The organism is Vibrio pomeroyi (genome assembly GCF_024347595.1).
In the GTDB taxonomy this organism is placed as follows: domain Bacteria; phylum Pseudomonadota; class Gammaproteobacteria; order Enterobacterales; family Vibrionaceae; genus Vibrio; species Vibrio pomeroyi.
Genome location: NZ_AP025507.1, coordinates 1,861,053 through 1,881,452 on the forward strand (window position 1 = coordinate 1,861,053; position 20,400 = coordinate 1,881,452).

The following is a 20,400-nucleotide window of genomic DNA, read 5'->3' on the forward strand; positions in this document are numbered from 1 at the left end:
TGCTGTTTTTCCACTCAACCTCGGCTTATTCGAAAGTCGAACAGTAAAACCCATTGAACAGCTTATCTATTGTTTACCAATTCCGTGTAACTTGGGTTAACGATCACACCTTGAATGATAGGTATGACTTTTATTACATATCATATTTTGATTTGAGTATTTTTTGGCGAAAATTAAGTGCTACAGATTGTTAAAGTCAATAGTCTTTCTTAATACTGAAATCTTGATTTATGGCTATAATCACGCCAACTTGCAGATAATTTATCTACATTTATTTTTCCTAGCAGAATAACCAGTCGTACCTTACAATCCTGCCACATAAAAATTACAAGTTACACACAACGCATTCAAGCAGAATTAAGTGGCATTAAAGACCACCGCTTGATAGCTCAACCCCCTATGCTGATTGGCTTCCCTACAACCGCCATGACTGCAGAAACTTAACGTGAAAGGTCCCGAGTAAAGATGAGTCCCGAAAAGCACCTCCTAGACTGGCAAACTAGTCAAACTATTGCTGAATCCATCGCTCCAACTTTAGGTCAGTTATACCGCCAAAAAGGCGTAGAAGTTATCCTCTTCGGTAAGACCTTAGTTAACGCAACTACTATCGACATCATCAAAGCTCACCGCATCGCAAAACGTTACACTGGCTCACCGCTAACCGCAGAACAAACTCAACCAATTATCCAGCATCTACTATCAATGCGCTTGTCTCCATGTCGCGTTGATGTTGGTCGTCTAGCCGCTCAGTACTGGGAAAACCACGAAGACCTTAGCGCGATGGATGATTTCCTTCAAACGGCTCTAATGGGTTCGCTTGAAGGCGACGCTATGACGAAACCTCGCGACGTTGTGTTGTACGGCTTCGGTCGTATTGGTCGTCTGTTAACTCGTATTCTTGTAGAGAAAAGCGGCCCAGGTTACCCACTTCGTTTACGTGCAATCGTGGTTCGTGGTGGTAAAGATGGTGATTTAGAAAAACGCGCAAGCTTGCTACGTCGTGACTCAGTGCATGGCCAATTCAACGGCAGCATCGTGGTAGACCAAGAACGCAAAGCGATCATCGTTAACGGTAACTTCATCCAAGTTATCTACGCAAACAAGCCAGAAGAAGTAGATTACACCGCTTACGGCATTGATAACGCATTAGTTGTTGATAACACAGGTGTTTGGCGTGACGCGGAAGGCCTAAGCCAACACGTTGCTTGTAACGGCGCTAGCAAAGTACTTCTTACTGCACCAGGCAAAGGCGACATTAAAAACGTTGTATTTGGTGTGAATGAAGATGTGATTCAGCCAGAAGACACAATCATCTCTGCAGCAAGCTGTACAACCAATGCGATCACACCAGTATTGAAAGCAGTTCACGACAAGTTTGGTGTTCTGTCTGGTCACATCGAAACGGTTCACTCATTCACGAATGACCAAAACCTAATCGACAACTTCCATTCAGGTGATCGCCGTGGTCGTGCTGCTTCATTGAACATGGTACTGACATCAACTGGTGCTGCAAAAGCAGTATCAAAAGCGATGCCGGAGATGGAAGGTAAGCTAACGGGTAATGCAATTCGCGTCCCTACGCCAAACGTTTCAATGGCAGTAGCAAACCTAAACCTTGAGAAAGGCACGAACAAAGACGAGCTAAACGCATACCTACGTGAAATGGCACTGTCTTCTGCTCTGTCAGCTCAAATTGATTACACCGATTCAACTGAGATTGTATCTACTGACTTGGTTGGTTCTCGCCACCCAGGTGTCGTTGACGGTGTTGCAACTATCGCGCAAGACAACCGCGCTGTTCTTTACATTTGGTACGACAACGAGTTTGGCTACAGCTGCCAAGTTGTTCACTGTATGGAACAGATGATGGGTGTTCGCTACAAGACTTACCCAGCGGTTTAAGATCTCGATCTTATAACTAACACAGCGCAATCAGCTCCACAACATAATAACTATATCTGCGAAGCCTGTTTCAGGCTTCGCAACCCCTTCTGTTTTACTCCCCCGTATAAACAAGAGGGTTGCCACTTAGATCTGCTCTCTCTAACTGATCTAGGTGGCCTTTTTACATCCAGCCTCGCTAACCCTTCATATCTGTTATAGCTCAACCTCAACATCCGACTGAATCGTGCTTGAACACGCCAATACGTATCCTTGTTCAATCTCTTCTGCTGTCAGTGTCTCTTGGCTGCTAGATTCCACAGAACCTTTGGTCACTTTGCATTTACACGAGCCACAAATTCCGCTGCGACACGCGATAATAATGGGCACACCCGCTTGTTCTAAAGAATCGGCTAATGGCGTACCCGCCTCGGCTTCCACTTCCTTGCCAAACGTTGGGACAAATACCTTAACGGCACTATTCGTATCACCAGAAGCCTCGACTTGTGTCTCTTCTGACTGAACATTCTGAGTAGCAGGCGTAAAACTTTCTTGATAGAAGTTGTCCATGTTGAACTCAAGCTCTTTCAGGTAGCTTTCTATGTCTTGCATAAAGCCAACAGGGCCACAAAGGTAGACGGTTCTGTCTAGGATGTCTGGGCTCAGTTTCACCAACCAGTTCTTATCCAGTCGACCTTGAGGCGCTGTAGTGCCTTGGTTATCTTTAAGCAATAACTTAAGGTTGAAGTTGTCATATGCTTCATCGAGTTGGTGAAGCTCTTCGAAATAGATAGTCTCAAGCTTATTGCGCGCCATATGGACGAAATCTATCTCCATCTCACTATCTTGAGACAACCAATACTTCACCATCGCCATTACTGGCGTGATCCCGCAACCAGCGCTGACTAGCGTTACCTTCTTGCTCTCAGTCGGCATGCAATCAATACAGTTAAAGCCACCAGCAGGTTTTAAAACTGCAACCTCATCACCTTCATCAAGCTCATCGACAATAAAGTTAGACACCAAGCCGCCTTCAACACGCTTAACCGTCAGCTTCAAACGATTGTCTTCAGGACAGGAAGCAACCGAGTAAGCGCGGTAATCGGTTTTTGTCGGCATATCCAAACCCAAGGTGATGAACTGGCCTGGCTTAAAATTGAAATGTAGGTCTTGTGGAATACTGCCAAGCTCAAAGCTGACCGTATCTGGCGTCTCATGCCATTTCTTTAAACACACTAAATTGATTGAATCACTATCCGACCATGCATACATAGTTCACACACCTTACTGATACTAAAGAATTAAATCTAAAAAGCCCCGCCACTGCACGTTCGAAGAGAACAGCAACAACGGGGCTTGGGAGTGGGCTTACATTAAGCCGCTAAGATTGTTTTAAGATCTTGCTCTGGCGTCGAAATAGAACGCATGTCGAACTCGTCTTGAATAATCTTTAGTAGGTTCTCTGTTAGGAATGCAGGCGCTGTTGGACCTGTGTAGATACCTTTCACACCCAGTGCGAACAGAGTTAGCAGGATAACAATCGCTTTTTGCTCGAACCAAGATAGAACCAGCGTTAGTGGTAGTTCGTTGATGCCACAGTCAAACTCTTGAGACAGTGCAAGCGCAAGCTGAATCGCAGAGTAAGCATCGTTACATTGGCCAACATCTAACAAGCGTGGGATACCATTAATGTCGCCGAATTGGTTCTTATTGAAACGGAATTTACCACATGCCAGCGTTAGGATTACTGAATCCTCTGGCGCTTGAGCAGTGAAGTCTGTGTAGTAGCTACGCTCAGATTTATCACCGTCACAACCACCCACAAGGAAGAAGTGTTTGATGTTGCCTTCTTTCACTTGCTCAACAACCGCAGGTGCTGCTTCCATCAATGCATTGCGACCAAAGCCGACAGTGATCATTTGCTCGATCTCGTCATGCTTGAAGCCTTCTTGTGCAAGCGCACAATCGATTACCGCACTGAAATCGTCGCCTTCAAGGTGTGCAACACCCGGCCAGCCAACAATACTACGTGTAAATAGACGGTCAGCATACGCGCCAACATCTGGGTTAAGCAGGCAGTTAGACGTCATTACAATTGCGCCAGGGAAGTTAGCGAACTCCTTCTGTTGGTTCTGCCAAGCGCTACCGTAGTTACCTGCAAGGTGTGGGTACTTGTTCAGTTCAGGGTAACCGTGTGCAGGTAACATCTCACCATTGGTGTAAACGTTAATGCCCTTGCCTTCGGTTTGTTGAAGGATCTTTTCTAGATCGTGAAGGTCGTGACCAGAAACAAGGATACAGTGACCCTTCTTAGTCTTCACATTCACCGTTGTTGGTTGTGGGTGACCGAATGTATCTGTCTCGCCCTTGTCTAGCATTTCCATTACTTTGTAGTTCATCAAGCCAATCTGCATTGATGTATCAAGTAACTGTTTTAGGTCGGTAGGATCAGTACCTAAGAAAGCCATGATTTCATGGTATTCAGCAAAGATTGCATCATCTGTTTGACCAAGAACACGTGCGTGCTCCATGTAAGCCGCAGCACCTTTCAAGCCGTATAGGCAAAGAAGACGAAGACCAATTACATCTTCGTGTTGAGAGTCGTGACCACGGTTAACTGCTGCTTGTGGTGCAAGTGCCAATAGCTCTGAAGAATCCGTTGGTAAATCGAACTGCGCAGCAGGAGAAAGCGCTGGAATTTCGAAACCAATTAACGTCGCGGCAGCGCGAACTTTTTGCTCTAAACGCTGTTTGAATTCGTGAGATTGCTGTGCAAATTCGATGATACGAGCAGGGTCGAAGTTAACGTTGGTCAATGTTGCGAAGAACGCTTTTGGTGCCCACTCGTCAATTTCAGTATCAATAACATCGCAAGTGCGACCTAAATTTGCCCAAAAAGAAACACCTTGAAGAGAATACACCAACACATCTTGAAGGTCTGACACTTCCGAGGTTTTACCACACATACCTTGTGCGAAAGAACAGCCTTTTACAGTGGGTGTTTGAATGGTTTGTTCACATTGAATACAGAACATATAGGGGCTCCAGTAATTTTTATTAGCTGTAAGTACTTTGCTTACAGTGACTTATTCCAAACCCTATAGAGCATCAACTGTGCCAACTTTTAACTCATTGATTTTAAAGAACTTGGCTGTATTCCATATTTTTAGTGCGTGTTTATGACTACATTTACACACCCAAAGTCAACACACCCGTGTCATAGTGACTCTCGGTAATTATTTAACGGCGTTCATGTTTCGTTCAGAATAGAAGCGATAAAGTAACAACATAGAAAAAGAGGAATGAATATGAAAAATATCTTAGTTACGATTGTTGCGCTGTTTACTGGCCTTTTGGCGCTATTCACAAGCTTGATCCTTGCTATTCCTTTGGCTATTGCAGCTTTAATTACTGGCAAGCGCATTCAAAATCAAATGAAGAAACAAGGCTTCGCAGCTCATATGAACAGTCGTCAGTCATCAACCAGTGATGCAGGTGTGATTGAAGGTGAATACGAAGACCTTTCAAACAGAAAATAGTCTAAGCTTTTGCTTCAAGACAAAACACGATAGAGACAACACTAAAAAATGCATAGCAAGACCATTCTAACGCTACTCGCCCTAACGACTTTAAGTCTCGTTGGTTGTTCCAACGAGACCATCGCTCCAGCTTACGAAACCTCTCCTGACTTGCCTGAATATCAGCAAGACAGCTTTGATGCCTACGTAAATGACACTCAAGATTGGTTATTAAAAAACCGTGTGTTCATGACCGAAGACAAGCAATTGGAGATCCAACTCAATTCTCCGACTGAGTATCAGCCTGCCACACCTAACGGAAAGGCCGTTCTATTGGTTCACGGATTGGGCGACTCACCCTATTCGTTTAAAGACATCGCTACGCACTTAGCAGAGCAAGGTTACCTAGTGAGAACGGTATTACTGCCGGGCCATGGTAGTCGTGTCGGTGACTTAATGCAGCCAAGTTTGGAAGACTGGCAAGGCGTTGTGGCTCACCATACGAAGTTACTCGAGCAAGAGTATGACTCTGTATGGTTGGGTGGCTATTCAACCGGTGCGAACCTCGTCACATCGCAAGCGATGAATGATCCAAAGATCTCTGGGTTACTGCTGTTCTCTCCTGCATTTCAACCGAGCTCATCTGCGGTTCAATATGCTGGGCTAGCGAGCTACTTTGTCACTTGGGCCGATCAAGATCCTGAAGACAATGTACTGCGTTACAACTCGCTGCCAATGAACGGAGCTTCGGTTTATTACGAAACTTCAGAAGTGGTTCGTGAAGACTTACAAGATAAACACTTCGACAAGCCAGTGTTCATTATGATGAGTGAAGGCGACAGTGTGATTGATACTAGCTATGTTCAGCAGGCGTTTACTGAGTCTATGCCGAACCCAAACAACGTATTGATTTGGCAGGGGGAAACCACACTCGACGATCCTCGTGCGGTTCAATACAGCATGAAGATCCCCGAACTACGCATCTCAAACGGTTCACACATGGGCTTGCTGTTCTCGCCAAACAATCCGTACTACGGCATCAATGGCAGCGAGAAGATCTGTTCGAATGGTCAGGCTGAGGGCTTTGAAGAACAGTGCAACGCGACCAGTGAAGTATGGTACTCGGCATGGGGATACCGCGAAGAAGGTAAAAACCATGCGCGTTTAACCTATAACCCTTACTTCTCAGATTCGATGAAAAAGCTAGACGAAGTTCTGAACTCAGAAGGCTAAAAACTCGCTCGATAAAAACCTAAAAAGGCTCACTAGATAACGTCTAGTGAGCCTTTTTTATGGATATCGTATTTTGTCGGAATATGAGCGACCGCTATATCGTCCACACCACACGGACTGCAAGCAGAATCAAAACCACACCTGAAAGTCGGTCAATCAGCTGCGCTTTCGAACGGATTCGTTCAACGATCAGCGGGCTCGATAGCACCAAGGTGATGAAGGTGTACCAAAGACCATCAACAATCAACGGTGTTGAAACAATGATCACTTGATTGCTGAGTTCATTACCTAACGCTACGAATTGGCTAAACAGAGCGATAAAGAACAACGCGATCTTTGGGCTCAAGATAGAGATTAAGAAAGCCTCACGAGCAGACTGCATGTAACTCATCTGTTCACCCGCTTCCAATTTCGCTGCTACTCCACCTTTCGAACGCAACGCATTCACACCAAGGTAAAGCAAATACGCAGCACCCGCCAAGCTGATCCCTTTAAACAGCATTGGCGATTGTTCTAATAGCACCGCCAAACCCACGATGGTTGCGAAGGCATAAATACCAATACCAGCGGCATGTGACCAAGCTGCGATAAGACCATTGATACGGCCACCAGCCAAACTGTGTTTAGCGATCATCGCCAAGCTTGGACCCGGAGACATCGCGCCCAACAAACAGATAGCTAATAAAGAAAACCAAATTGTTACTGTCATCATTCCATTCCTAAGAAAACTATGCGTTCCAACTGAACGCCTTTACTTGCTAGCCACAATAATTCGCCGAAGGTATTATTTGAAATCAAAGATTATCATCATGCCTATGACTTCAAGTCATACTGATATTGTAGCTCGACTTCTGCATAGCTTGGAATGCCTTTTCTCGCGCCCATTTGTGAGCAGAATCGTTGTCATACTTAGGGTGCCACATTAACCAATAAGTGTGCATTTCCGTATCAAACGGCAAAGAGAAGTAGGTCGTTTCAAGGTGTCGACCTAGGTTATAGGCGATGTGTTCTGGCACTATCATCAGGTAATCATCTTGCATCAGCACAGTACCTGCCGATGAAAAGAACGGAACCTGCAATGCGATTCGACGCTTAAGGCCCTGTTTCTTTAGAGCAATGTCTGCGTAGCTGTCTTTGTCCCCGCCGCCAGTTACCTTGATGTGGGAATAATTGACGATGTCTTGTGCACTCAGGGTCGATTGTTGAGCCAGAGGGTGAGATTTGCGCATCAGACACACAGACTTGTCTTCACCAAGCTTCATGCTCGACACGTGGTCTGGCTTTCGAGGAAACATGCTCGAAGCTAAGTGAATACCTGACTCATTGAGCGCTTCAAGGTAATTGGGTTGCCACAAGCGATACGCCAAATTGATGTTCGGCGCTTCGGCGGACACTTCAGCCACAATCACAGGCAAAATATACTGAGCGACATAATCACTCGAAGCCAACACCAACTCACCGTGCCAATCTTGAGGCTCAAATGGCTTATCATCTAACAGGTGGTCAAACTCACTCAGCAAGTCATCGAGCTTGTCTTTAAGCTGCAGAGCACGATTGGTAGGAACCAACTTGTTACCATCACGAACCAACAAAGGGTCACCACACAAATCTCTAAGTTGACTAAGCTGTCGGCTGACCGCAGACTGGGTGATATGCAGACGTTGAGCGGCGCGGCTTACATGACACTCTTCAAGAAGCACATGCAGTGAACGCAGTAGGTTTAAATTAATATTGCCTAACATGAATGTACCGTCGGATTCAGTTTGTTGAAAAACTCGGTCAGCACAGTATGAGTCATTAGGTGACGCAGATCTGGATAGCTTTGCAGTTGGTCGCGAACTTGATTCAAACGCTCCATGCTTTCTACTTCAACATACAGCATCATATCTGTCTCACCGCTGATCGAGTGACACCATTGCACACCATCAATGCTCTCGATTCGTTGCGCGTAAGATTCACAACTATGGTCGCTGCTCGACATGTCGAATTTCAGCAAAATATAAGCGCACACATTCTTCGTTTGGTTTGGCTCTGTCACTTGAGCGCTATAACCCGTTATCACTTTGTCGCTTTCCAGTTTCTTGATTCTGGCGTTCACAGCCGAACGCGAGAGGCTCACATCTCGGGCGATATCACTCACTGAGCATCGAGCGTTGTTTTTGAGAATATCCAAAATCTGGCGATCAAATTTATCCATGCTTTTGATTCTTTCCACTTATTGTTCTATTTATAACGCCTAATTTGACACAACTTTCCGACTTATAACAGCCATTATGACAACCGACATTTTCACGCTTAAACGGATTAATACCGTCAAAATGGCGGTGTCTTACGACGTTTCGCTAGCTGTATTATTGATGTCGACAATGTATGCTTTCAATCTCAGTATTACCCATCCCAGAATAAGCACCAAAAGCTAGGAGAGCGAATGACACAACTCAAACAAGAAATCACGCTAATGTCCGGAATTGGACAACTCTCTACGACCTTGCTGGGTACTGGGTTATTTATGATTCCCGCTATCGCTGCAGGTATCGCAGGTCAGTTGTCGCTATTGGCATGGTTAATCTTGTTTATCGCCATTTGCCCAATCGCCCTTACCTTTGCTGCATTGGGGAAACGCTACCCTAATGCAGGTGGCACCGCCTATTTTGTACGCCAAGCGTTCAGCGAGCGTTTAGAAACGAGTGTTGCTTGGTTGTTTGTGAGTGTTATTCCTGTCGGCATTCCAGCTGCGATCGCACTAGCGGGCGGCTTTGCTCAACAACTATTACCTTCGCCTCTCGACACACCGCTTGGTGCTCAGACCTTTACTGTAGCCCTGCTGATTGCCGTCAACTTGATGGGCAGTAAGTCTTCTGGTCGTCTGCAAACCGTGATTGCATTGTCGATCTTTACCTTGGTCAGTGCTTTTGTTTGGAAGGCTGACATCACCGTTACAGATGTCGCGATTCCCGCTATCTCGTCCGACTCTATGTGGTCTATCGGCGCGGCATTGGCGGTAATGTTTTGGTGCTTTGTAGGGATAGAAGCCTTTGCTCACATGGGAGAGGAATTTAAGAACCCACAGCGCGATTTCCCAATCGCCATCATTGCAGGATGTTTCGTTGCAGGCCTAGTGTATTGGGCTTGTTCAGTGGTCATTCTTAAACTGGGGGCTTATGGATCCGCTGAATTTGATGCTGCATCGATTCCGTGGGTGACAGAGCAACTGTTTGGCAATGGCTTCAAAACGGTCATCAGTGTACTTGGTTTCTTTGCTTGTTTTGCCAGCCTAAATCTTTATACCCAAAGCTTGTCTCGCATGATCTGGGCTCAAGCTCGCCAACACAGCCCGACAAGTAAAATGGCACAACTTAACCGTCGTGGTGTGCCTCTTTACCCAACGTTGGCGATTGGCTTCATCGCGCTTATCTCATGTGTGATTGGCGAGTTGTCTAACTTAGATCTCGAATTCTTTCTTAAACTCGCCAATGGAATATTCGTTCTGGTTTATCTGCTTGCGATGTTGGCGGCTTGCCGATTACTAACTGGCATTTCCAGATTTACTGCAATGGTTTCATTGGTTATCTGTACTTTGGTGTTTATCTGCCTAAGTTGGTCGATGTTGTATGCGGTGACCATTTTTGTGACATTGTCACTCCCTTGGAAGAAGTGGTTGGGTAAACCCACCGTTTCAATCAACAAGTTGTAAACGAGAACAACCAATATCACTGATAAAAAAGCCGAGCGATCTGTTTGATCTTCGGCTTTATGTCACTCAAGCGGATATTACCAAAGCCCAATACTGCCCCACTCCAATCACGCTCATCACTTGAGCCATATTCGTAGAAATCAAACGGGCGAATGATGATGTTCTCAAGTTCAGCCCTTCGACTCCATTCCTGTTCTGATATTCCATTCGACCATTTCACTGTCACATGCAATCCTGCCGCTTGGCTTATCACTTCAAGATCACCATGAAACTCACTTTGAATGGCTTCGATCATCGCTTCATACTTGAGTTTGTATGAGCGACGCATCTTTCTAATATGTCTCAGTAAGTCGCCTTCATGAACAAAGTCAGCCAATGCTTCTTGTGTATGTGCGGCGGTATCTCCAGTGAGCGCATCTTTAATCTCAAGACACCTCGCCACCAAGTGTTCAGGCACAACCAAGTAGCCTAAGCGGAGGCCGTTGAACATGACTTTACTCAGTGAACCAACATAGATAATCCGGTCATCAAACCCGAGTTTACCCGCCAAGCCTTGCATACTGGTGTAAGGGCGATGTGCAAACTGAAACTCACTGTCGTAGTCATCTTCAATGATCCAAGACTGGTTTTTGTTGGCCCAATCAATCAGTTTGAGGCGTTGTTCGGTATTGAGTGTCGTCCCCATTGGGTATTGATTGCTTGGGGTGACATACAGAGCCTTGGCGTGACTGGAGAGCACTTTTTCGATATCAAGGCCGACCTTTTCACGAACACGCACACCATCAAGTTCGAGCTTTAACAGGTCAATAATTTTATGCACCTGTCGATAGCCCGGCTCTTCAACCAGTATTTGGTCGCCCATCGCTAACGTCACCATTAAACCTATCGAAATAGCTTGCTGAGCACCGGCGGTGATAATAATTCGGTCTGCATGACAACGAACCGAACGGCTACTTGCAAGGTAGCCGCTGAGTGCTTCCCTCAAAGCCAAACTGCCTTGAACGTCTTGATTACCTGCGATGTTCTGCCGCGTAGCGTGGCGTTGCAGCAGTCTCTGCCATTTAGCAAACGGGAATGCATCCAGATCAGGAACACCCGGCGCAAAACTTCGGTTAATGTCATTGGGTGTCACTCTCGCGCCACTTGATGCATCAGCCTCTGTGGTCAAGCCATGTGAAGTCTGGGTACTGCTCGATTGAGACAAACTGAGAAAATGCTCCGGCTGTTCAACCGACACGTAAAAGCCAGAGCCTTTCTTGCTCTCGATGTAGCCTTCCGTGACCAACTGTTCATACGCATAGATCACGGTATTTCGGCTTAACGACAGTTCTACAGCCAACTTACGTGTTGAGGGTAACTTACTGCCTTTGCTCCATAAATCTTGAACGATCTTCTCTCGAATTGCATGAAACAAGGCGGTTTGGCGCGTGTCGTGTTGTTCATCTAACTGTAGGTCACCGACATCAATAGGCTGCATAACTGGATCCAAATAGTGTTTGAAAGTGGCTCTATTTAATAGACCAGTTAATCGCTACATTAATCAAAAGGCAATGATTAAGGAGCGATTATGTTATCTAACACGAAAAGAACCATGATAAAGAAAGGGGCTCACAAAGCCGTATTTGAACAAGAGAAACTGCATCAGATCATTGATGAGAGCTTAATCGCACACATTGCATTGCAAGGCGAACACGGCCCGATGGTTATACCTATGCTTGCTTGGCGAGTGGATGACATGGTCTATATTCATGGCGCTAAAAACAGCCGCTTACTGAAGGGATTAAAGAAAGGAGAACCAACCTGTTTAACGTTCACTCTGTTCGATGGTTGGGTGCTGGCTCGTTCGGCATTTCATCACAGTGCGCATTATCGTTCTGCAGTGGTATTGGGGGCATTTTCAGTCATCGATGACAACCAAGAAAAGGATCGCTTGTTGAACATCTTCATTGAGCAGATAGCACCGGGAAGAACCGATGAGGTTAGGCTGAGTAACGAAAAAGAGCTCACCGCCACTGAGTTACTGGCGATTCCGCTAACCGAAGCCTCGGTAAAAATTGGTAAGCATGGTGTGAATGATGACAAAGCTGATATGGACGTTCCCGTTTGGGCAGGTGTATTGCCTTACCGAACCGTTGTTGGGCCACTGGAAACCGTGCCAGAACAGGAAGGGCTCATTGAAAAGCCAGATTACCAACAAGCCTATGGTGAACGTTGGTATCAGAATTAACACACGAATATGATCAACTAAGAATAGTTGTATACAATCTGGCGTATCAAAAATTTAACATAATGAAACTCTGTCGCCAGATGATGAATACGAATAAGGACATTCTTCCACTTCAAGGCTTGCTCAATGGTATTGGGCAAGTCTATTTCACACCATCTGTCGTAACGTCCCTTCTGTTACTGTTAGCTATCTCTATTGAATCCATTCCACTGGCTTGTCTTACTTTATTCGGTGCCAGCTGCAGTTACACATTAGCTCGCTATATCCCTAGTGGAATTAACACCAACAGCAAAACAGCTCATGATCTTAATAGTGGTATGTATGCGTTGAATGGCGCACTGTTCGCTTTGTTCATTGGTAACTTCTTTGGGGTCACCCCAATACTAGCGGCTGTGACAGTCTTCGGAGCCCTACTGACAGTTCCAATCGCTAAAATAGTGTTTAGCTTTAAAAAGTACCGCGGTTACACCAGCGCCTTTGTTGTTACTTCGTGGGGAATTTATGTTGTCCAATCAACCTTCGAACTTTCGGCATTTTCAACATCCAGCATAGCGTTGATGCCACTTATTAATATCGACACAGATGCAGGAACCTACTTACCAACGTTTGTGGTGACCATGCTAAAAGGGATCAGCCAAGTCAGCTTTATCAATAAAGAGTTTTCCGGATTATTTATCTTGGTCGCAATCGCACTGAACAGCTTCAAACACGCTGTTTGGATGCTGCTTGCGGTGTTAATCAGTACCCTATTTAGCTCTTTAATTGGCGCTGACAGCGAACTGATCAAGCAAGGTCTTTATGGCTACAACGCGATTCTTGCTACCTTAGCTCTGGTTCTTTACCCAAGAATAGCTTGGCCATTCGTCATCTTAGGTATCCTGTTGAGTTGCCTTATTACCCTAGGTTTTCACACCTTGGCACTGCTGCCATTAACAGCACCTTTCATTCTAAGCACTTGGGCGGCGGTTTACTTATCAGGCTTATTGCAAAAACGAAGCTTGGCCTAACACGTAACCTATAAATCCGTCCAAAATCGCTCAACATATTGCTTTGGCGTTAAGCCACGGTGCTTTTTAAACATTCGATTAAAGCTTGCCACATTGGTGTAGCCTAAACGTTTCGCGACCTCTTCGACTGGGAGTTTATAGCTCAACAACTCCACGGCAACATTGCTCAGTGCATAACCCATGATGGTGGAAAAGTTGACACCCAACTTATGCAAACGGCGTTGAAACTGCTGCTCAGAGAGTCCTAATAAGCTGGAAACCTTGTGCAATGTTGGTAAACCAAAATGACGACTGTAATTGATCATCTCATAGGTGACCTTATGTTCATCACCTGCATCTGGCATGTTGAGATAGTTGTCTAAATCGTGGAAATTCATCGCCAAGCTCATTTTACCTGCCGCCGGAGACTGATTAATGGATAGCCTTAGTTTGCTCGGAATCCAAACCTCTGTGCGTGGTTGCCCCCATTGGATATTGCACCCAAAGTACTCGTGATAAAGCTCAGTATTCTCACGATAGCCTGCAATGGATACCGCTGCTGGCTTGAAGTCAGGCCCTAGGTAACGCCTTAGGATCTTCATCATAAAAATCGCGATACGCACCGAGTCATGTACTTTACCAACCTCAGAATACTCAGGGTTGTCATAACACCATTTAATGAGTGTCCCAACTTGCGCGCCATACAAGAAAGCCCCCGACTGTAAACAGTGCAGCCCAATGTTGACTCGACGAATCGCAGAAGCAAGGTCATGCCCTGAAAAAAACCAGTTCGCCAGAGGCCCTAACTTCTCAATATCCACCCTATCAGCCAGCTTCAAAATGATGTCAGGATCGCGGGTTTTCTGCTCGAGTAAGCCATACCATTGGTCCACTTCATTCACTGGAATCAGGTTCATCGCGTTAGCAAATACTGACTTTGGAATACCCAAAGAGTCCATATCTAAGTCACGATTGGCCGCCGCATACTGATATACACCTAAAATTCCTAGTGCTCTTAGGAAGTTACAATTGTTCATTTGCTACTAAGCCTCGAAATCCAAATTACAGATCAAATCATATAGAACTCATTATTAAAATAATTAGTAAATTTGCAACCTATAAATCTGATATCAATCACACTCGGCGCTCAATTTAACCTAGGGTTTATCAATGAGTTTACTTAGTGTCCCATTTGTCGGAACAGGCGCAGATACTGCACTACATGTAGTGGCTGGCGTAGTGTTAGTCGCAACTATCGCGGCAGCATGTTACGGGTTCTGGCGTGTACATGAATTACCAATCAATAAAGCTCACAGTAAAGATCATCACCAGCTCGGTTTGATTACCGCATTAACATGGATTGGTTTTGTATGGCATTGGGTATGGGTACTCGCGGTAATCTTGGCATTTGTTGATATGGAAAAAGCCATCATCAACCTAAGAGACACATGGAAATCTCCGGCAGCACCTAAGGAACAGGCAACGACCGACAAGCAAGATGAGGAGAGCCAAGCATGTTAGAAGGCTTAGCAATTTGGGCACTGTTCATTTATTTACTCAGACTGGTTGGTATGCCTTGGAACAAAGGCACCAAAGCATTTGCGTACCTAGGTGGTACATCTTGGTTGTTGTTCGTGTGGGTCGGCCTGCTCAACTTTACTCCAATGGATTTATCAGGCGGTTCAGTTGTTCAATCTCCGCACATTCAATTGCGTCCAGACTCAACCAATGTGTCGGGTAAAACAACGAAAGTCCATATCCATCCAAACCAGGATGTGACTGAAGGACAACTGATCTATGAGATTGACGACACCAAATATGTGATTGCAAGAGACAAAGCAAGTGTTCAACTTGAGTCAGCTGAGGTCGCTTTAGACACGGCTCGCCAAGAAGTCAGCATAGCTAAAGTCAGCTATCGCTCGGCGCTAGAGGACATCAAAGCTTCAATTGCACAAATTGAGTCAGCGAAGACAGACTTAGTGCTGCAATCGAAAACGCTTGATCGTTACCAGAAGCAAAACAGTGTCGTACAACACACGATTACTGAAACTGACATCGACCAACAAACGGCGAAGGTAGATCTGGCGACTCATAACGTGACGACGTTGGAATCTCAACTGAGCAAGAAAGAAGTCGATGCAGAAAACGCAAAGCTCGACATTCACAAAGCCGAAACCAACGTTAGTAAAAAACAAACAGAGGTGGACTCAGCGAAAGCGACATTGGCTCAAGCACAATGGGATCTGAACAGCACCAAAGTCACCGCTCCGACGGATGGCTTTGTGACTAACTTTATTCTTCGTGAAGGTCAGCGCGTTTCAATGATGCCTCGTATTCAAATGTACACTGAAGAGAAGTACGTGTTGATGCGAGTAAACCACCAAGCGATTCGTAACATCAAAGTTGGTCAACCTGCAGAATTTGCGACGGCGGTTTACCCTGGCAAGATATTCTCGGCAACCGTAGAAGGCATTGTTGAGGCGACAGGTGAAGCACAGGCGAGCTTGCTCGGTATCGATGAACAGGTACGTGTCACCACAGGTCGAAACCTTCAGAACAAGCACCACTTTGTGCGTTTAAAGATCGATGAAGCAGAAGGCTACGATATTCCTGTTGGTTCTGTCGGTTTAGCATGGGTGAGCGGTGAGAAGCCGATTAGCTTTATGGCGTTCCTAGATGTCATACGCGGGATCATCATTCGAATGAAGTCTCAGCTGTACTTCTTCTACTCTATCTAATACGCCTGATAGATGAAACAAGACAAAGCCCGTGCGATCTCAGATCGCACGGGCTTTTTTGCTCGGTTGCTTAGTTACTTAAAATTCCATGTTTTTAGGCGTAGGGGAGTCCATAGAAGATAAAGAACTCAGGAACGTGCTGTGCTCATCTCATCGCGACACTAGATCATTACCACCTAGATCACCCTGCACTAGCATTAAATTGCAAATCGCAATTGCATAATGCAACAAGGGAATTCTAAAACGCGAATAAAATGGCCAAATACGCACCAAATTGCTATTAAACAGCCTATATTCGAGGTTTTAAAAGTTGGCACGCTATCTGCTTTGTATATATCGACCCTTCTTAAGCCGAGGGTCACCTAGCCAACTGACGTTGTTAGTGAACCTTATTCTTGTTCACAAAATATATAAGCCAATTGCGGTTATTGCGATTGGCTATTTTTTTGCCTGTCGTTTGGCTAACCGCCCCCCTCTCGATACAGACACCCATTCAATCGCATAATAATCAACATTCATAGCCAACTATCGATAGCAGATATTCAATACACCATAGAAAACGTTTTCTATTTATTTTCATGAAATAAATGAAGAAAATAACCTTATGTTTTACAAGAAATTTAAGGTGATAATTGATTCTCAGGTGCCTTTATTGACAAAATTAGCATTGACTATGTGATTTATATCACCATAATGCGCACGTTTGCCTGCAATACGGCGACCGTTAATTTTAATTTTGATCATTTGCGGAGGTAAAAAATGGCTGCTGATAATAACTACAGTCTAGGGCCGGTTCCTACATCGGCTAGGAAAGGAGTCGCTTCACTCACCATGGTAATGCTTGGACTCACTTTCTTCTCTGCAAGTATGTGGACAGGTGGTTCACTCGGGACAGGCCTCTCATTCAACGATTTCTTCCTCGCCGTTCTCATCGGTAACCTAATTCTTGGTATTTACACTTCTTTTCTTGGCTACATCGGCTCATCTACTGGCCTCTCTACTCACCTCCTAGCGCGTTTCTCTTTCGGTACAAAAGGCTCATGGCTTCCTTCTGCTCTACTTGGTGGTACACAAGTCGGTTGGTTTGGCGTAGGTGTAGCGATGTTTGCAATTCCGGTACAGAAAGCGACGGGCATTGATACCAACACCTTGATTATTGTGTCAGGCCTTTTGATGACAGGTACGGTGTACTTCGGTATTAAAGCGCTAATGGTGCTTTCAGCGATTGCTGTTCCAGCGATTGCTATTCTTGGTGGTTACTCAGTATTGACTGCGGTAGACAGCGTTGGCGGACTAGAACAGCTACAACTGATTAAACCAGAAACTCCAATGGACTTCTCAATGGCCTTAGCAATGGTTGTAGGTTCATTTGTTAGTGCAGGTACGCTAACGGCCGATTTTGTTCGCTTTGGTAAGAAGCCAGCGAGCGCAGTATTGATCACAATGGTTGCATTCTTCATCGGTAACTCGCTGATGTTCATCTTCGGCGCAGCCGGTGCAGCAGCGACAGGCCAATCAGACATTTCAGATGTGATGATTGCACAAGGACTACTGCTTCCAGCAATCATCGTTCTTGGCTTGAACATCTGGACAACCAATGAAAACGCACTTTATGCATCTGGCCTTGGTTTATCTAACATCACTGGTCGCTCAAGTACTACAATGTCTATCATTAACGGCATCATCGGTACGATTTTCGCGCTTTGGTTGTACAACAACTTCGTAGGTTGGCTAACCTTCCTATCGTTGGCGATTCCACCAATTGGTGGCGTAATCATCGCTGACTTCTTCGCGAACCGTAAACGTTACAAAGATTTTGCAAATGCAGAGTTCCAAACCGTTAATTGGGCTGGCATTATCGCGGTAGCAACAGGCGTAGCCGCTGGTCACTTCCTTCCTGGCGTTGTTCCTTTAAACGCAGTGTTAGGTGGTGCAATCAGTTACCTCGTGCTTAATCCTCTATTGAACAAAAAAGCTCTGAAATCTCAGGCCGCTTAAGGACACACTATGACAACCCTATTAATCAAGAACGCGAAACTTCAAGACCAAGAGGGCTTGAAACAGATTCTGATTGAAAATGGTCAATTTTCTCGCATTCTCGATAATGACGCACAAATCAATCATCAAGGTGACATCCTTGATGCTGAAGGTGGCATTGCTGTTACACCGTTCTGTGAACCGCACATCCACCTAGATACCACTCAAACCGCTGGTGAGCCTAACTGGAACATCTCTGGCACTTTGTTTGAAGGTATTGAGCGTTGGGCTGAGCGTAAAGAACTGCTATCAATTGAAGACGTAAAATCTCGTGCGAAGCAAACACTGAAATGGCAGATCGCTAACGGTGTTCAACACGTGCGTACTCACGTTGACGTATCTGACCCAACGTTAGTTGCGTTAAGAGCGATGGTTGAAGTTCGTGAAGAGATGAAAGAGTGGGTCGACATTCAGATCGTTGCATTCCCTCAGGAAGGCATTCTTTCATACCCTAACGGCAAAGAGTTGCTTGAAGAAGCCGTAAAGATCGGCGCTGACGTTATTGGTGCTATCCCTCACTTCGAATTCACTCGTGAATACGGTGTTGAATCTCTGCATTACGTGTTCGAGCTTGCACGCAAGTACGACTGTCTGATCGACGTTCACTGTGATGAAATCGACGACGAACAATCTCGTTTTGTTGAAACACTGGCAGCCCTTGCTCATAAATTTGAGATGGGTGAAAAGGTAACGGCAAGCCACACAACGGCGATGGGTTCTTACAACGGTGCTTACGCGTCTCGTCTGTTCCGTCTATTGAAGATGTCTGGTATCAACTTCGTAGCAAACCCGTTAGTGAACATTCACTTACAAGGCCGTTTCGACGATTACCCGAAACGCCGTGGCGTGACTCGTGTGAAAGAGATGCTAGCAGCAAACATCAACGTTTGTTTTGGCCACGATGACGTGTTTGACCCATGGTACCCACTGGGTACAGCGAACATGCTTCAAGTTCTGCACATGGGACTGCACGTAACACAGGTTATGGGCTACGACCAAATCAACAACTCGCTAGATTTGATCAGCAAAAACTCTGCTCGCACATTGAACATCCAAGACAACTTCGGTATCGAAGAAGGTAAGCCAGGTAGCCTACTGATTCTTCCTGCTGATAATGGCTTTGATGCAGTGCGTCGCCAAGTACCAGTGCAGTATTCAGTACGCCACGGCAAGGTGATCGCAGAGACTCAGCCAGCTAAAACAAAAATTAACTTAGCTCAAACAGAAGATATCAACTTCAAGCGTTAATATCGTCTATACTAATGAAGAAAAGGAAGCTGAGATGCTTCCTTTTGTTGTGTTGGCGAAGCGACAAAACTATCACTAATTCAGTGTATTTTTTGTACATTCGCACGGTATGACAAAAAAAGCACAGATTTCGCAATCAATGTGTGTACATCTCAAAAGACTGTGTTAACATGCTCTCGCTCTGTTAGCCGGAGTTATTTAAGTTAGATGAATAGTAAAAAATTGACATGTAAAATCGTTACCCGTTTTTGTAAGTAGTTTTTCCTTATTTCTTAGCAATATTAAATAATTCAATTATCAGCGCATTGCAGTAATGCAATCAACAATTTAGAAAATTTATGAATAAGGGACAAATTATGTCTAACACAAATACTGGCACTGTAAAATGGTTTAACGAAGAGAAAGGTTTCGGCTTCATTTCTCAAGACAACGGCGGCGCTGACGTATTCGTACACTTCCGTGCTATCGTTTCTGAAGGCTTCAAAACTCTGAAAGAAGGCCAAAAGGTTTCTTTCGAAGTTGAAAACGGTCAAAAAGGCCTACAAGCAGCAAACGTTGTTGCTCAATAATTAGCTTTTAGCTAAAAAGAATTTTAAAGCGCTGATTTTTATCGGCGCTTTTTTATATCTGCTCATGTACTCCCCTCTTCCTTGCTTTCGTTACACGCTTCTTCTCTCCCCCTCTTGCGAATCTAATTGTATCGTTCAAAGGCCCAGATTCAATTGTTCATACAGATTCTACGCTAAGAACATCACCCCAAGCTTCAGCACACCACACCCAGAGATTGAGTTGAGCTTTTCACCTAAAACCTCACCTATGTTCCAAAATGAATAACCAA

The 20,400-nt window shown here is 45.1% G+C and carries 18 protein-coding genes; 11 read left to right on the forward strand and 7 right to left on the reverse strand.

The window, feature by feature from the left end:
• Positions 1-465 precede the first annotated feature (465 nt).
• The gene (locus tag OCV12_RS24140) at positions 466-1,902 is read left to right on the forward strand and encodes a glyceraldehyde-3-phosphate dehydrogenase (RefSeq protein ID WP_176679967.1); all 1,437 of its coding nucleotides are present in this window, start codon (positions 466-468) and stop codon (positions 1,900-1,902) included.
• A 195-nt stretch (positions 1,903-2,097) separates the two neighbouring features.
• Here OCV12_RS24140 and OCV12_RS24145 read toward each other — a convergent pair whose 3' ends face one another.
• A complete protein-coding gene (locus OCV12_RS24145; RefSeq protein ID WP_261886439.1) occupies positions 2,098-3,153 on the reverse strand; it encodes a hybrid-cluster NAD(P)-dependent oxidoreductase in 1,056 nt (351 codons plus the stop codon).
• A gap of 101 nt (positions 3,154-3,254) precedes the next feature.
• Positions 3,255-4,916, reverse strand: a complete 1,662-nt coding sequence (gene hcp, locus OCV12_RS24150; protein ID WP_261886440.1) for a hydroxylamine reductase — start codon at positions 4,914-4,916, stop codon at positions 3,255-3,257.
• Between the two features lie 273 nt (positions 4,917-5,189).
• Between hcp and OCV12_RS24155 the strand changes: the two genes are divergently transcribed.
• Both OCV12_RS24155 and OCV12_RS24160 read left to right on the forward strand, forming a co-directional pair.
• The gene (locus OCV12_RS24155) at positions 5,190-5,420 is read left to right on the forward strand and encodes a hypothetical protein (RefSeq protein WP_261886441.1); all 231 of its coding nucleotides are present in this window, start codon (positions 5,190-5,192) and stop codon (positions 5,418-5,420) included.
• A gap of 48 nt (positions 5,421-5,468) precedes the next feature.
• On the forward strand, positions 5,469-6,632 hold the full coding sequence (locus tag OCV12_RS24160) for an alpha/beta hydrolase (RefSeq protein WP_261886442.1): 1,164 nt from the start codon (positions 5,469-5,471) through the stop codon (positions 6,630-6,632).
• A 94-nt stretch (positions 6,633-6,726) separates the two neighbouring features.
• Here OCV12_RS24160 and OCV12_RS24165 read toward each other — a convergent pair whose 3' ends face one another.
• The 3 genes from OCV12_RS24165 to OCV12_RS24175 form a co-directional block, all read right to left on the reverse strand.
• A complete protein-coding gene (locus OCV12_RS24165) occupies positions 6,727-7,341 on the reverse strand; it encodes a LysE family translocator (protein WP_017630487.1) in 615 nt (204 codons plus the stop codon).
• Between the two features lie 112 nt (positions 7,342-7,453).
• Positions 7,454-8,374: a LysR family transcriptional regulator gene (locus tag OCV12_RS24170; protein WP_261886443.1), complete on the reverse strand. Its 921-nt coding sequence runs from the start codon at positions 8,372-8,374 to the stop codon at positions 7,454-7,456.
• Positions 8,368-8,829 carry an Lrp/AsnC family transcriptional regulator gene (locus tag OCV12_RS24175; RefSeq protein ID WP_261886444.1) on the reverse strand — a complete coding sequence of 154 codons (462 nt, stop codon included), beginning with the start codon at positions 8,827-8,829 and terminating at the stop codon, positions 8,368-8,370. The genes OCV12_RS24170 and OCV12_RS24175 overlap by 7 nt, the downstream gene beginning before the upstream one ends.
• Positions 8,830-9,060: 231 nt before the next feature.
• Here OCV12_RS24175 and yjeH point away from each other — a divergent pair, with 231 nt between their 5' ends.
• Entirely contained in the window at positions 9,061-10,326 is a 1,266-nt protein-coding gene (yjeH, locus tag OCV12_RS24180; RefSeq protein WP_261886445.1) for an L-methionine/branched-chain amino acid transporter, read from the forward strand.
• A 16-nt stretch (positions 10,327-10,342) separates the two neighbouring features.
• Here yjeH and pdxR read toward each other — a convergent pair whose 3' ends face one another.
• On the reverse strand, positions 10,343-11,803 hold the full coding sequence (gene pdxR, locus OCV12_RS24185; protein WP_261886446.1) for a MocR-like pyridoxine biosynthesis transcription factor PdxR: 1,461 nt from the start codon (positions 11,801-11,803) through the stop codon (positions 10,343-10,345).
• Positions 11,804-11,893: 90 nt separating this feature from the next.
• Here pdxR and OCV12_RS24190 point away from each other — a divergent pair, with 90 nt between their 5' ends.
• Positions 11,894-12,553, forward strand: coding sequence for a pyridoxamine 5'-phosphate oxidase family protein (locus OCV12_RS24190; protein WP_261886447.1), 660 nt, complete (start codon positions 11,894-11,896; stop codon positions 12,551-12,553).
• Positions 12,554-12,633: 80 nt separating this feature from the next.
• A complete protein-coding gene (locus OCV12_RS24195) occupies positions 12,634-13,560 on the forward strand; it encodes an urea transporter (RefSeq protein ID WP_261887128.1) in 927 nt (308 codons plus the stop codon).
• Positions 13,561-13,568: 8 nt separating this feature from the next.
• Here OCV12_RS24195 and OCV12_RS24200 read toward each other — a convergent pair whose 3' ends face one another.
• Positions 13,569-14,576 carry an AraC family transcriptional regulator gene (locus OCV12_RS24200; RefSeq protein ID WP_176679977.1) on the reverse strand — a complete coding sequence of 336 codons (1,008 nt, stop codon included), beginning with the start codon at positions 14,574-14,576 and terminating at the stop codon, positions 13,569-13,571.
• 133 nt (positions 14,577-14,709) lie between these two features.
• On the opposite strand from OCV12_RS24200, the gene OCV12_RS24205 reads away from it, so the two are divergent.
• The 5 genes from OCV12_RS24205 (at position 14,710) to cspE (ending at position 20,131) form a co-directional block, all read left to right on the forward strand.
• Positions 14,710-15,060: an MFS transporter gene (locus tag OCV12_RS24205; protein WP_132745479.1), complete on the forward strand. Its 351-nt coding sequence runs from the start codon at positions 14,710-14,712 to the stop codon at positions 15,058-15,060.
• The gene (locus OCV12_RS24210; RefSeq protein ID WP_176679979.1) at positions 15,054-16,277 is read left to right on the forward strand and encodes an HlyD family secretion protein; all 1,224 of its coding nucleotides are present in this window, start codon (positions 15,054-15,056) and stop codon (positions 16,275-16,277) included. The genes OCV12_RS24205 and OCV12_RS24210 overlap by 7 nt, the downstream gene beginning before the upstream one ends.
• A gap of 759 nt (positions 16,278-17,036) precedes the next feature.
• Entirely contained in the window at positions 17,037-18,275 is a 1,239-nt protein-coding gene (gene codB / locus OCV12_RS24215) for a cytosine permease (protein WP_032548041.1), read from the forward strand.
• Between the two features lie 9 nt (positions 18,276-18,284).
• Positions 18,285-19,562 (forward strand): cytosine deaminase, encoded by a 1,278-nt coding sequence (locus OCV12_RS24220; RefSeq protein WP_239846800.1) that lies wholly within the window; start codon positions 18,285-18,287, stop codon positions 19,560-19,562.
• 356 nt (positions 19,563-19,918) lie between these two features.
• Positions 19,919-20,131 (forward strand): transcription antiterminator/RNA stability regulator CspE, encoded by a 213-nt coding sequence (gene cspE / locus OCV12_RS24225; protein ID WP_004740083.1) that lies wholly within the window; start codon positions 19,919-19,921, stop codon positions 20,129-20,131.
• The last annotated feature ends 269 nt before the right edge of the window (positions 20,132-20,400 follow it).